Annotated in this window: 10 protein-coding genes and 1 pseudogene; 9 read left to right on the plus strand and 2 right to left on the minus strand. The window is 59.2% G+C overall.

The window, feature by feature from the left end; translation table 11 throughout:
• Positions 1–185 precede the first annotated feature (185 nt).
• Genes ACZ1HA_RS19125 through ACZ1HA_RS19140 form a run of 4 tightly spaced genes read left to right on the plus strand, consistent with a single transcriptional unit; the run spans position 186 to position 5,800 of the window.
• The gene (locus tag ACZ1HA_RS19125) at positions 186–2,024 is read left to right on the plus strand and encodes an extracellular solute-binding protein (RefSeq protein ID WP_375230906.1); all 1,839 of its coding nucleotides are present in this window, start codon (positions 186–188) and stop codon (positions 2,022–2,024) included.
• 4 nt (positions 2,025–2,028) lie between these two features.
• Positions 2,029–3,117, plus strand: a complete 1,089-nt coding sequence (locus ACZ1HA_RS19130) for a microcin C ABC transporter permease YejB (protein WP_436398211.1) — start codon at positions 2,029–2,031, stop codon at positions 3,115–3,117.
• Positions 3,117–4,223: an ABC transporter permease gene (locus ACZ1HA_RS19135; protein ID WP_375229112.1), complete on the plus strand. Its 1,107-nt coding sequence runs from the start codon at positions 3,117–3,119 to the stop codon at positions 4,221–4,223. The genes ACZ1HA_RS19130 and ACZ1HA_RS19135 overlap by 1 nt, the downstream gene beginning before the upstream one ends.
• Entirely contained in the window at positions 4,220–5,800 is a 1,581-nt protein-coding gene (locus ACZ1HA_RS19140; protein ID WP_472715026.1) for an ABC transporter ATP-binding protein, read from the plus strand. The genes ACZ1HA_RS19135 and ACZ1HA_RS19140 overlap by 4 nt, the downstream gene beginning before the upstream one ends.
• Before the next feature lie 3 nt (positions 5,801–5,803).
• Here the strand turns inward: ACZ1HA_RS19140 and hemN are convergent, their stop codons facing one another.
• Entirely contained in the window at positions 5,804–7,159 is a 1,356-nt protein-coding gene (hemN, locus tag ACZ1HA_RS19145) for an oxygen-independent coproporphyrinogen III oxidase (protein WP_472715027.1), read from the minus strand.
• A gap of 65 nt (positions 7,160–7,224) precedes the next feature.
• On the opposite strand from hemN, the gene fnrL reads away from it, so the two are divergent.
• Positions 7,225–7,968: a transcriptional regulator FnrL gene (fnrL, locus tag ACZ1HA_RS19150; protein ID WP_436398208.1), complete on the plus strand. Its 744-nt coding sequence runs from the start codon at positions 7,225–7,227 to the stop codon at positions 7,966–7,968.
• Between the two features lie 22 nt (positions 7,969–7,990).
• Here the strand turns inward: fnrL and ACZ1HA_RS19155 are convergent, their stop codons facing one another.
• Positions 7,991–8,830, minus strand: coding sequence for a universal stress protein (locus ACZ1HA_RS19155; protein ID WP_472715028.1), 840 nt, complete (start codon positions 8,828–8,830; stop codon positions 7,991–7,993).
• Positions 8,831–9,032: 202 nt separating this feature from the next.
• Here ACZ1HA_RS19155 and ccoN point away from each other — a divergent pair.
• The 4 genes and pseudogenes from ccoN to ccoP all read left to right on the plus strand — a co-directional run bounded on the left by ccoN (position 9,033) and on the right by ccoP (position 12,446).
• A pseudogene (gene ccoN / locus ACZ1HA_RS19160) lies at positions 9,033–10,647 on the plus strand (cytochrome-c oxidase, cbb3-type subunit I).
• Positions 10,648–10,660: 13 nt separating this feature from the next.
• Positions 10,661–11,386, plus strand: a complete 726-nt coding sequence (ccoO, locus tag ACZ1HA_RS19165) for a cytochrome-c oxidase, cbb3-type subunit II (RefSeq protein ID WP_472715029.1) — start codon at positions 10,661–10,663, stop codon at positions 11,384–11,386.
• Positions 11,387–11,397: 11 nt separating this feature from the next.
• Positions 11,398–11,583 (plus strand): cbb3-type cytochrome c oxidase subunit 3, encoded by a 186-nt coding sequence (locus ACZ1HA_RS19170; protein ID WP_375229107.1) that lies wholly within the window; start codon positions 11,398–11,400, stop codon positions 11,581–11,583.
• Entirely contained in the window at positions 11,580–12,446 is an 867-nt protein-coding gene (ccoP, locus tag ACZ1HA_RS19175) for a cytochrome-c oxidase, cbb3-type subunit III (RefSeq protein ID WP_472715030.1), read from the plus strand. Before ACZ1HA_RS19170 ends, ccoP begins: the two co-directional genes overlap by 4 nt.
• Positions 12,447–12,456 lie beyond the last annotated feature (10 nt).

Consider the following 12,456-nt stretch of genomic DNA (forward strand, 5'->3'; position numbering starts at 1 on the left):
TTTCGCAACTTGTATCTTGGCCTGCGGACCCTTTAGCTTACATCTGAGCAGATGAGCCGGAGAATTCGGCCATAAACAGGAGGAAATTCCGTATGAATGCCGCACGGAGCCGGGCAGTGCCCTTTAGTTCGCGTACCGACATAATGACCGCCGGTCTTGGCATTCTCACCCTCATATGCGCCTTCATGTGGTCCGGTGCTGTCCGCGCGCAGGACAACATGGTGGTCAGCCATGGGTATTCTTTCTACGGCGATCTGACCTATCCGGCCGACTACACGCACTTTGACTATGTTAATCCTGACGCGCCCAAAGGCGGGGAAATCGCTCTGAGCGTGGTTGGCACTTTCGACTCAATGCACCCCTACACGCGAAAAGGCCGTGCCGGTGCCCTGTCGAGCATGATGTACGAAAGCCTGCTGGGTGATGGAACGGGCGGCGCCTCTGCCCCGGCAGATGTCTATGGCGAATCCTATTGTCTGCTCTGCGAGCGGGTTGAGTACCCCGAAACCAAAGACTGGGTCATTTTCCATATGCGGAAGGAGGCGCGTTTCTCCGATGGCTCTCCGGTCACCGCGCATGACATCGCTTTCAGCCACAACCTTCTGCTGGATGAGGGCCTCAAATCCTACGCCGATGCAGTGCGCAAGCGCATCCCGAAGGTCGAGGTGATCGACGATTACACCATCAAGTTCTATTTCACGGAAGGCATTTCGCGCCGCAGCCTGATCGATCAGGTCGGCTTCGTGCCCGCCTGGTCAAAGAAGTGGTATGAGGAAACCGGCTATGGCCTTGACGAAAGCCGTCTGGATGTTTCGCCAGGCTCGGGTCCTTACATGATCGACAGCGTCGATGTGAACCGGCGCATCGTTTACAAGCGAAACCCGGATTACTGGGGGCGCGACCTGCCGTTCAACGTTGGCCGGAACAACTTCGATACCATCCGCATCGAATACTTTGGTGATGACACAGCAGCCTTCGAGGCGTTTAAGGCCGGGGAATACACCTTCCGCACCGAAGGCGATTCCAGAAAATGGGCCACCGGGTATGATTTCCCCAAGCAGCGGGAAGGCCTTGTCGTGACCAAAGAACTGCCGAACGGGTCGCCTCCGACACCGTCGGGCATTGTATTCAATCTGGGCCGCCCGCAATTGCAGGACCGGCAGGTGCGTCAGGCCATCGCGCTTGCCTTCAATTTTGAGTGGACGAACGAGAGCCTGCAATACGGTCTGTTCCGCCAGCGCGCGTCCTTCACCCAGGGCACCCCGCTGATGGCCAGCGGTCTGCCCGAAGGTGCCGAGCTGGCGTTCCTGCAGTCGCTTGGTGATCTGGTGCCACCGGCAATGATCAGTGAACCCGTGATTGAGCCGCATACCTCGCGGGCGGAACGTCTGCTGGACCGCCGTAATGCGCGTCAGGCAATGCGGATGCTTGATGCGGCGGGCTGGGGCGTTGGCGATGACGGCATCCGGCGCAATGCGGCCGGCGAAACGCTGAAGCTGAATTTCCTCTTTAACAGTGCCACGTCTCCGACGCTGAGCGCGGTCATGGAGAACTTCGTTGCCAACGTGAAAACACTGGGCATCGACATCACTTTTGAAAAGGTGGACGCGGCCCAGTACACGACACGCGAACGCGACCGGGACTATGATCTGGTGTTTGACGCTTATGGTGCTTTTCTTGGCACCGGCACGGGCCTGATGCAGCGCTACGGCTCAGAGGCTGCGGCCTTCAGCCTTTTCAATCCCGCCGGGCTGGCAAGCCCGCTGGTCGATGAGATCATCAACCGGTCCCTGAACGCGACCAACCGTGAAGAGGAACAGGCAACACTGACAGCTCTCGACCGGGCGTTGCGGTATGAATTTATTATGATCCCGGTGTGGTATAACCCGAGCCACTGGGTCGCCTACTACGACCAGTATGAACACCCTGAGGAAATCCCTGCTTATGCGCTCGGGAACCTGGATTTCTGGTGGTACAACCAGGACAAGGCAGATGCGCTGCGCGCGGCCGGAGCGCTGAGGTAAGCCCATGGGCGCCTATATTGTCAGAAGGCTTCTGCTGATCATCCCTACGCTGCTGGGGATCATGCTGATAAATTTTGCGCTGGTCCAGTTCGTGCCGGGCGGACCGGTCGAACAGGCGATTGCCCGCATCCAGGGCGGTGGCGACGTTTTCGAAGGCTTTTCCGGCACCAACAATGATGCGGGCGCCGAAGATTTGGGCGGGAGCGACTCCCAATATATCGGGGCGCGTGGCCTGCCGCCGGAGTTCATCGCTGAGCTTGAGGCCGAGTTCGGATTTGACAAACCGCCGGTCGAACGTTTTCTGAATATGATCTGGAACTACATGCGCTTCGACTTCGGAGAGAGCTACTTCCGGTCAATTTCAGTGATTGATCTGATCAAGGAAAAGCTGCCCGTTTCCATCACGCTGGGGCTGTGGTCCACCCTGATCGCCTATCTGGTTTCGATCCCGCTTGGCATCCGTAAGGCCGTGCGGGACGGCTCGCGGTTTGACACATGGACATCGGGCGCCATTATCGCCGCCTATGCGATCCCTGGATTTCTCTTCGCCATTCTGCTGCTGGTGCTCTTTGCTGGCGGGTCCTACTGGCAGATTTTCCCGCTGCGTGGCCTGACCAGCGACAACTTTGACGAACTGTCAACGCTGGGCAAAGTGGCGGACTACTTCTGGCATATCACACTGCCGGTCCTCGCCTCGACCATCTCGGCCTTTGCGACCCTGACGCTGCTGACCAAAAACAGCTTTCTCGACGAAATCAAAAAGCACTATGTGATGACGGCCCGAGCAAAGGGGCTGTCGGAATCCCGTGTGCTTTACGGTCACGTTTTCCGCAATGCGATGCTGATCGTGATTGCCGGGTTTCCGGCTGTGTTCATCGGCGTGTTCTTTGGCGGCTCACTCATTATCGAGACGATCTTCAGTCTTGATGGGCTGGGCAGGCTTGGTTTTGAGGCTGCGGTCGCACGGGATTACCCGATCGTCTTCGGCACGCTCTTTATCTTTGGTCTGATTGGCCTGATCGTCGGGATCCTGTCCGACCTGATGTATGTGCTGGTGGATCCGCGCATTGACTTTGAGCGGAGAGAAGGCTGATGGCTCTGTCCCCGCTGAACCAGCGACGCTGGCGGAATTTCAGGCGCAACAGGCGCGCGTACTGGTCCCTGTGGATTTTCGGCATCCTGTTCGGGCTGTCGCTCTTTGCGGAGTTTATCGCCTACGACAAACCGATCCTCGTGCAGTACCGGGGCGACTATTACACGCCGATCTGGAACTTCTATCCTGAAACAGCATTCGGGGGCGATTTCCAGACAGAGGCAGTATACCGCGATCCGGAAGTGAAATGCCTGATTGCGACCGGTGGCCTGGATCTCTGTTTTGATGATCCCGAAGGCTACATTGAAGATGCTGCTGACGGCGTAGTCGAAGGTGAGGCGATCGAGCAGGGCTGGGCGATCTGGCCACTGATCCCCTATTCCTATGACACAGCCGTTGACCGGCCTGGTGCGGCTCCGCTGCCGCCCAACGGGGAGAACCTCCTTGGCACGGATGGCACCAAACGGGATGTTCTGGCGCGCGTTGTGCATGGGTTCAGGCTGTCCATCTTTTTCACCCTCGTGGTGACCGGCCTGTCCAGCCTGATCGGCATTATTGCCGGCGCGGTACAGGGCTTTTTCGGCGGCAAAACCGACCTGATATTTCAGCGGGTGATTGAGATCTGGTCCTCGACGCCGTCGCTTTATGTGATCATCATCATGTTCGCCATTCTGGGGCGAAGTTTCTGGCTGCTCGTCATCCTGCTGGTGCTCTTCAGCTGGACATCGCTGGTGGGCGTGGTGCGGGCCGAGTTCCTGCGCGCACGGAACCTGGAATACGTGCGCGCGGCCCGCGCTCTGGGCGTCTCCAACGTGACGATCATGTTCCGTCACATGCTGCCCAATGCGATGGTTGCGATGCTGACGATGCTGCCCTTCATCATCACCGGGACTATTTCGACGCTGGCGATCCTGGATTTCCTGGGCTTCGGTCTGCCGTCCTCTGCCCCCAGCCTCGGAGAGCTGACACTGCAGGCTAAACAGAACCTCCAGGCGCCCTGGCTGGCGTTTACGGCCTTCTTTACCTTTGCGATCATGCTGTCGCTGCTGGTTTTCATCTTTGAGGGCATCCGCGATGCCTTTGATCCGAGAAAGACCTTCTCATGACCGCTTTGCTCGACGTGAAAGACCTTCGGGTCGGATTTCGCCAAGACGGCCGGGTGAGCGAGGCCGTCAAAGGCGTAAGCTTCTCCGTGGAACGGGGCGAAACGGTTGCTCTGGTGGGCGAATCCGGCTCTGGCAAATCTGTTTCGGCGCTGTCCACTGTGTCTCTGCTGGGCGAGAGCGCCGAAGTGTCCGGTTCAGTCACATACGACGGTCAGCAGATGATCGGTGCGGATGAGACGCTGTTGCGCAAAGTGCGCGGCAACGACATCAGTTTCATCTTTCAGGAGCCGATGACGTCGCTCAACCCTCTGCACACTATTGAAAAGCAGCTGGGCGAGAGCATCGCGCTGCACCAGGGGCTGGCCGGTGCCGCAGCCCGCGCGCGTATTCTCGAACTTCTGGAACAGGTGGGCATTCAGGACGCGGAGACACGGCTGTCCAGTTATCCGCATCAGTTGTCCGGCGGGCAGCGCCAGCGGGTGATGATCGCGATGGCATTGGCCAACGGGCCGGATGTGCTGATTGCGGATGAACCGACCACCGCGCTGGATGTCACCATTCAGGCGCAGATTCTCGATCTGCTCAAAGATCTGAAGGACCGCCTCGGTATGGGGCTGCTCTTCATCACCCACGATCTTGGCATCGTACGGCGGATTGCCGACCGTGTCTGCGTGATGCAGCACGGTGAGATTGTCGAAACCGGACCCACTGCGGAGATATTCGGATCGCCGAAACATCCCTACACCAGAAAACTGCTGAGCGCGGAACCTTCGGGTGCCCCGGAACCTGTACCTGACAACGCCGAAGTAATTGCGCAGACTGACAACCTGAAAATCTGGTTTCCGATCCAGCAGGGTTTGCTGCGGCGCACGGTTGGTCACGTCAAAGCGGTGAATGATGCCAACATGACCGTGCGGGCGGGTGAAACCATTGGCATCGTCGGGGAAAGCGGCTCGGGCAAGACAACGACGGCGCTCGCGATCATGCGGCTTATTTCGTCGGAAGGCGGCATTACCTTCATGGGTAAAGATGTGCGCAAGTGGTCCACCCGCGAGCTTCGCGGTCTGCGTAAGGACATGCAGATCGTTTTCCAGGACCCGTTTGGCTCGCTGAGCCCGCGTATGACCTGTGCGCAGATCATTTCCGAAGGGCTGACCATCCACAATGTGGATCCGGACCGCGCTCCGCGTGAGCTGGTGCAGGAAGTGATGACAGAAGTTGGCCTCGACCCGGCCACGATGGACCGTTATCCGCATGAGTTTTCCGGTGGTCAGCGTCAGCGGATCGCAATCGCGCGGGCGATGGTCCTGCGGCCGAAACTGCTGGTTCTGGACGAGCCGACGTCAGCGCTGGATATGACGGTTCAGGTTCAGATCGTTGATCTGTTGCGGGATCTCCAGAAGAAATACGGGCTGGCCTACATCTTTATCAGCCACGACCTGAAAGTCGTGCGGGCGATGTCACACAAGGTGATGGTGATGAAACGGGGCGACGTGGTCGAAGCCGGACCGGTGGACCAGATTTTTGATGCGCCCCGGGATGCCTACACGCAAACCCTGTTGCAAGCCGCGACCTGACGGTCAGATGGCGGACGCGTGCGCCTGTTCTGACATATCGTAGGCGTCAAAGTAGCGGGCGATGATCCGCGCCAGCGGGCGTGCCTCGTCGGTGATCCGAAGCCCTTGTTCGGTCAGGCGAACAGTATCTCCGAACGTGATCGCGGCCCCGGACAGTAAGCTGTCAGCGAGCGCCATTTCCCCCGGAAACCGGTCTGCCAGGTCCTGGCGGCTGACTGAAAAGTCGCACATCACCGCTTCGATCATACGCGATCTCAGCCGGTCCTCGGCAGTGAAGACGTGACCGCGGCAAGTACTGAAAGTTTCCGCACGGATGGCTTTGGTATGTGCGGATGTGCCCGGGTTATTCTGCGTATATCCCTGCGGAAAGCGCGAAATGGCTGAGGCGCCGAGACCGATCAGGGTTTCGGAAGGCTCATCGGTGTATCCCTGAAAATTCCGGCGCAGTTTGCCTGCCCGTGCAGCAATCGCCAGTCCGTCACCCGGCAATGCGAAGTGATCGATGCCGATCTGCTCGTAGCCGTCCCATTCGAAGAGCTGCCGGGCGGTCTCGAAAAGAGCCAGCCGTTCTTCCGGTTGGGGCAGGGCGTCTGACGGGATCAGCGACTGCCGCCGCGCCATCCATGGGACGTGCGCATAGCCGTAAAGAGCAACCCTGTCAGGCGTCAGCGTCAGAAGTTTCTGAACCGTTGATGCTATGCGCCCGCGATCCTGGTGTGGCAGGCCAAACAGAATATCCGCGTTCAGCGAGCGGATACCTGCGCCGCGCAACATGTCGGCCGCATCGCGCGTTGCCTCGAACCCCTGAATGCGTCCGATTGTGTTCTGAACCTCATCATCGAAATCCTGCACGCCGATTGATGCGCGGTTCATCCCGGCGCGGGCAAGTGCGTCCACGCGTGGCTGATCGATCTCATTGGGGTCGACCTCTACCGAAAATTCGGCGCCTGGCGCCAGGGGGACGACGTCCGCGATTCGTGCGGCCAGTTCGGAAATCATGTCCGGTTGCAGCAGGGTCGGGGTTCCACCGCCCCAGTGCATGCGACTGAGTGTAACACCCTCCGGCAACCTGCTGCCGAACAACGCCAGTTCACGGGCGAGCGTTTCCAGGTAGGCAGCAACGGGTCCGTCTGTTTTCGTGCCCTGCGTCCGGCAGGCGCAGAACCAGCATAATCTGCGGCAAAAGGGGATGTGCAGGTAGAGAGAAATGGCTGATCCGGGCTCAATCGCAGAGATCCAGTCGTCCATCTGCGAAGGGCCTACCGCATCCGAAAATTTTGGTGCGGTGGGGTAACTTGTATAGCGCGGCACCTTCGTATCGAAGAGTCCAAGCTTTGCTAATTTGGCGTTCGTGTGCATAGTGGTGTTCTAGGGAAGCGTGTGTCAGCCCGCCTTGACACAGATCAAAAACAGGAAGCTTTTGAATGACGCAGATGCTGGCGCCAAACCTCAAAGACTGCAGTGACTGCCCGATCCGGCACAGAGCTGTCTGCGCCAGGTGCGAAGCGGATGAACTGGCCAGGCTTGAGGAAATCAAGAACTACCGCAGTTTCAGCGCGGGTCAGACGATCATGTGGGCCGGTGACCGGATGGATTTTGTCGCCTCCGTGGTGTCCGGCGTGGCGACGCTCACTCAGACCATGGAGGATGGCCGGCGTCAGATGGTGGGACTATTGCTGCCGTCAGATTTTGTGGGCCGGCCGCAGCGGGAAACCGCGAGCTATACGGTGACGGCCGCCAGCGACGTTGTGATGTGCTGTTTTCGCAGAAAACCATTCGAGCAGATGATTTCCTCGACACCGCATATCGCGCACCGTCTGCTTGAAATGACGCTCGACGAACTGGATGCCGCGCGTGAATGGATGCTGGTTCTCGGCCGCAAAACTGCCCGCGAAAAAATTGCGAGCCTGCTGGCGATCATTGCCCGGCGGATTGCGGAACTGGACAATACCAGCGACCAGGGCACCATATCCTTTGATCTGATGCTGACACGCGAGGCGATGTCTGACTATCTGGGGCTTACGCTGGAAACAGTTAGCCGTCAGATATCCGCACTGAAAAAGGACGGGGTTATCGTCCTGGACGGGAAGCGGCATATCATTGTGCCGGATATGAGCCGTCTTCTGGAAGAGGCCGGCGATGACAGCGACGGAGGCCTGCCCGTCTGAATGACGTTCAGGCCTGCATCGCTCAGTGCATCATCAGGACGGGCACTTTCGCGTGCTCCAGCATGTTCCGTGTTGCGCCGCCCAGGATGGCCTCGCGGAAGCGCGAGTGACCATATCCCCCCATCACCAGCAGATCAGCACCGGTTTCCTGCACATGGCGGGCCAGCCGGTCACTGACACTGCCACCACTGCCGGACATGACCTGAATGTCGCAATGCACGCCGTGGCGCGATAGATATGTGGCAAGCGCCCCGCCCGGGTCAGACCGGTCGCTGCCGTGGGCCGGCGGATCAATAATGGTTATGTGCACGTTGGCCGCGGTCTGAAGGACAGGCAGTGCGGCACGCACCGCACGCAGTGCTTCGGGGCTTTCGTTCCACCCGATCACGACGCGCTCCGGGGCGGGCTTCGCGCTGGTGCCTGCAGGAACAACCAGCGTGGGGCAGCGCGCCTCGATCAGCAGTGCCTCCAGTACCGCGCTGTCTTCTGGTTGAACCGTCTCCCCATAGGGTAATGGCAGAACCGCCATATCTGCGAAACGTCCCGCAGAGACAACGGCACGCCCCGCGTCCGCTCCCATTGAAACGGCATCAGAGGCGTCCCATCGAATATCCGATTTCTCCAGGCGAGCTGTTGCACCAACGCGGATTGTCTCCGCCTTTTCATGCGCGTTCTGGATCGCAGCCTGCATGACCGTCGCATTGGCACCGAGCTCGTAGTAGGATGCATGGGACCGGTCCAGTCCGAGGCAGATCACCTCCAGGTGCGCGTCGAATCCCCGGGCAAGATCAATTCCGGCCTCAAGCGCCGAAGCGCCGGTATCTTCAGCGGTGAGCACTGTCAGAAGTGTTTTGAAAGCCATGGTTGCATCCTTTCTGTGTTTTCGGGGCGCGCGCCATGCCGGCGGCGGCCCACACCGGAACACTAGCACCTGATTTGCGCAGGCTTCTTGATGCAGATCAAAGCAACCGCCCGTATCTGCGGGCACTAAGGTGTCACGATAAGTTTCATCAGAACCGCCCCGGCGGCGGGTCTGCTGCGCCAGACGGAAGGGAACCGGATAAATGGAAACCGGAACAATGGACTACGTAAAGCTGGTCGTTCTGGGTATCGTGACGCTGTTTGCTATGATTGCAGCCAGCTATGCGCGGGACCTGGCATATCAGTTGCACATGGTAATTTTTATGATCGTCGGTGCAGGGCTCTTTCTTGTGACCCTGCGCGGCATCGATGAACCGAAAACGGCTCCGCCACAGAATGAATACTTTGATCTCGGTCGTACGCTACGCGGTGATCGCAACCGCATTCTGGGGTGTTGTCGGGTTTCTTGTGGGCGTGGTCATCGCGTTCCAGCTGGCGTTCCCGTCGCTGAATTTCGAATGGGCAGAAGGCTATGCCAACTTCGGGCGGCTGCGTCCGCTGCATACCTCGGCGGTGATTTTTGCATTTGGGGGCAACGCTCTCATTGCCACTTCGTTCTTTGTGGTCCAGCGCACCTCTGCCGCGCGCCTCTGGGGCGGCAACCTTGGATGGTTCGTCTTCTGGGGGTACCAGCTCTTTATCGTGCTGGCCGCCACCGGCTATCTGCTGGGGGGCACTCAGTCCAAGGAATATGCCGAGCCTGAATGGTATGTCGATCTCTGGCTGACCATCGTCTGGGTCGCCTATCTGGCCTGTTTCCTGGGTACGATCGTCAAACGCCGCGAGCCGCATATCTACGTGGCGAACTGGTTCTATCTCGCGTTCATCGTGACCGTTGCGATGCTGCATATCATGAACAACCTGTCGATCCCGGTCTCGATCTGGGGGTCCAAGTCCGTTCAGGTATTTTCCGGGGTTCAGGACGCCATGGTACAGTGGTGGTACGGCCACAACGCTGTGGGCTTCTTCCTGACCGCGGGCTTCCTTGGGATGATGTACTACTTCGTGCCGAAACAGGCGGAACGTCCTGTATTCAGCTACAAGCTGTCGATCATCCACTTCTGGGCGCTGATCTTCCTGTATATCTGGGCGGGACCGCACCACCTGCATTACACAGCGCTGCCGGACTGGGCCTCTACTCTCGGCATGGTGTTCTCGATCATCCTCTGGATGCCGAGCTGGGGCGGTATGATCAACGGCCTCATGACGCTGCAGGGCGCCTGGGACAAGCTGCGCACCGACCCGGTGCTGCGGATGATGGTCACCAGCCTCGCGTTCTACGGTATGTCCACCTTTGAGGGCCCGATGATGTCCATCCGTGCGGTCAACTCGCTGTCGCACTACACCGACTGGACCATCGGCCACGTACACTCCGGTGCGCTGGGCTGGAACGGTCTGGTGACATTCGGCGCGCTCTACTACCTCGTGCCGGTGCTCTGGAAACGCGAACGGCTCTACAGCCTGCAGCTGGTCAGCTGGCATTTCTGGCTCGCGACCATTGGAATCGTTCTCTACGCGGCGTCCATGTGGGTGACCGGCATCATGGAGGGCCTGATGTGGCGCGAAGTGGATGCGAACGGCTTCCTCGTGAACAGCTTTGCTGACACCGTGAGCGCCAAGTTCCCGATGTATGTGGTGCGTGGTCTGGGCGGGGTGCTGTTCCTGTCGGGTGCCATCATCATGTGTTATAACCTCTGGATGACTGTCCGGGCGGCGCCTGCCAAAGACGCCCTGCCCACAGCCGTCCCTGCTGAATAAGGAGGGAGCTGATATGTCGATCCTTACCAAACACAAGTTCATCGAAACCAATGCGACACTGCTGCTGGTGCTCAGCTTTCTGGTGGTGACGGTCGGGGGGCTGGTGCAGATTGTGCCGCTGTTCTACCTGGAGAACACCATTGAGAAAGTTGAGGGCATGCGCCCGTATTCTCCGCTGGAGCTAACCGGGCGTGACATCTACATCCGCGAAGGGTGCTATGTCTGCCACAGCCAGATGATCCGCCCGATGCGGGACGAGGTTGAGCGTTATGGCCACTACTCGCTGGCGGCTGAGTCAATGTACGACCATCCGTTCCAGTGGGGCTCCAAGCGGACAGGGCCTGATCTGGCGCGCGTCGGCGGCCGTTATTCGGACGACTGGCACCTGGTGCACCTGAGTGATCCGCAGTCGGTGGTGCCGGAATCGATCATGCCAAAGTACGCGTTCCTTGAGGAAACGCTGATCGAACCGGAACACATCGAAGATCTGCTCGCCACGCATGCGTTCGTGGGTGTTCCCTACACGGACGAGATGATTGAGGCTGCGGCAGCAGATTTCCGTGCCCAGGCTGATCCGGACAGCGACTACGACGACATGCTCGAACGCTACCCGGGCGCCCAGGTCCGGAATTTTGACGGGCAGCCGGGCATCTCAGAGGCGGACGCTATGATCGCCTATCTGCAGATGCTGGGCACGCTGGTCGATTTCTCGACTTTCACCCCTGACGCCAGCCGCTGAGGAGAGATCTGATGGAAACCTATTCATTCCTGCGTGAATTTGCAGACAGCTGGATGCTGCTGCTTCTCTTCACGGTCTTTGTGGGCATGGCGTTCTGGGTGTTCCGCCCGGGCAGCCGGTCGCTGCACCGCGAAACCGCGAACATGATTTTCCGAAACGACGAACGACCCGCTCCGGCTGAGGAGGCAGATAAATGACCAAAGTACCCCCGAAACAAGAGGGCGATCCCGATACCACCGGCCACAGCTGGGACGGCATTGAGGAGTTTGACAACCCTATGCCACGCTGGTGGCTCTGGACCTTCTACATCACCATCATCTGGGGCATCGGCTATACCATCGCCTATCCTGCGTGGCCGCTTGTGTCCTCTGCAACAGCGGGCATGCTGGGCTACACCACCCGAGGTGAGGTCGCGGCTGAAATCGCCGCAGTCGAAGAAGCCAACGGTCCCATCAATGCACGTCTCGCTGCAGCGGAACTGACTGAGGTTTCAGCAGATGCGGAACTGAACAGCTATGCTGTGTCTGCGGGGTCTGCAGTCTACCGGACCTGGTGCACCCAGTGCCACGGGTCGGGCGCTGCTGGTGCCGTTGGGTATCCCAACCTGCTGGACAATGACTGGCTCTGGGGCGGGGATATCGAAAACATCCACGCGACCATTGCCCATGGTATCCGCAACGAGGAAGACGACGACGCGCGCTACTCCGAGATGCCGGCCTTCGGCGAGATCCTGGAAGAGGCGGAAATCGCTCAGGTCGCCAACTTCATAATGGAGTTGTCCGGTGCAACGCCGGCAGACCCAAATGCGGCAAGCGCCGGGGTTGAGGTCTATGCCGACAACTGTGCGTCGTGTCACGGGGACGAGGGGCTTGGAAACCGTGATCTTGGAGCACCTAACCTCGCGGACGCGATCTGGCTCTATGGCGGCGATTACGACACGCTTGTGGAGACTGTGACCTACAGTCGCTATGGCGTTATGCCACCCTGGACCCAGCGTCTTTCTGAGGCAGAGATACGGGCAGTCGCACTCTATGTGCACCAGCTTGGCGGCGGTGAATAACCGCCCCGGC

It is taken from the genome of Roseobacter sp. S87 (assembly GCF_055693285.1).

Bases quoted from the DNA above. Each gene is read 5' to 3' on its own strand.
- fnrL (WP_436398208.1), top strand. From the start codon at position 7,225: ATGACGCAGATGCTGGCGCCAAACCTCAAAGACTGCAGTGACTGCCCG.
- ccoP (WP_472715030.1), top strand. From the start codon at position 11,580: ATGACCAAAGTACCCCCGAAACAAGAGGGCGATCCCGATACCACCGGC.
- ACZ1HA_RS19125 (WP_375230906.1), top strand. From the start codon at position 186: ATGTGGTCCGGTGCTGTCCGCGCGCAGGACAACATGGTGGTCAGCCAT.
- ACZ1HA_RS19130 (WP_436398211.1), top strand. From the start codon at position 2,029: ATGGGCGCCTATATTGTCAGAAGGCTTCTGCTGATCATCCCTACGCTG.
- ACZ1HA_RS19170 (WP_375229107.1), top strand. From the start codon at position 11,398: ATGGAAACCTATTCATTCCTGCGTGAATTTGCAGACAGCTGGATGCTG.
- ACZ1HA_RS19135 (WP_375229112.1), top strand. From the start codon at position 3,117: ATGGCTCTGTCCCCGCTGAACCAGCGACGCTGGCGGAATTTCAGGCGC.
- hemN (WP_472715027.1), bottom strand. From the start codon at position 7,159: ATGCACACGAACGCCAAATTAGCAAAGCTTGGACTCTTCGATACGAAG.
- ACZ1HA_RS19155 (WP_472715028.1), bottom strand. From the start codon at position 8,830: ATGGCTTTCAAAACACTTCTGACAGTGCTCACCGCTGAAGATACCGGC.
- ACZ1HA_RS19140 (WP_472715026.1), top strand. From the start codon at position 4,220: ATGACCGCTTTGCTCGACGTGAAAGACCTTCGGGTCGGATTTCGCCAA.
- ccoO (WP_472715029.1), top strand. From the start codon at position 10,661: ATGTCGATCCTTACCAAACACAAGTTCATCGAAACCAATGCGACACTG.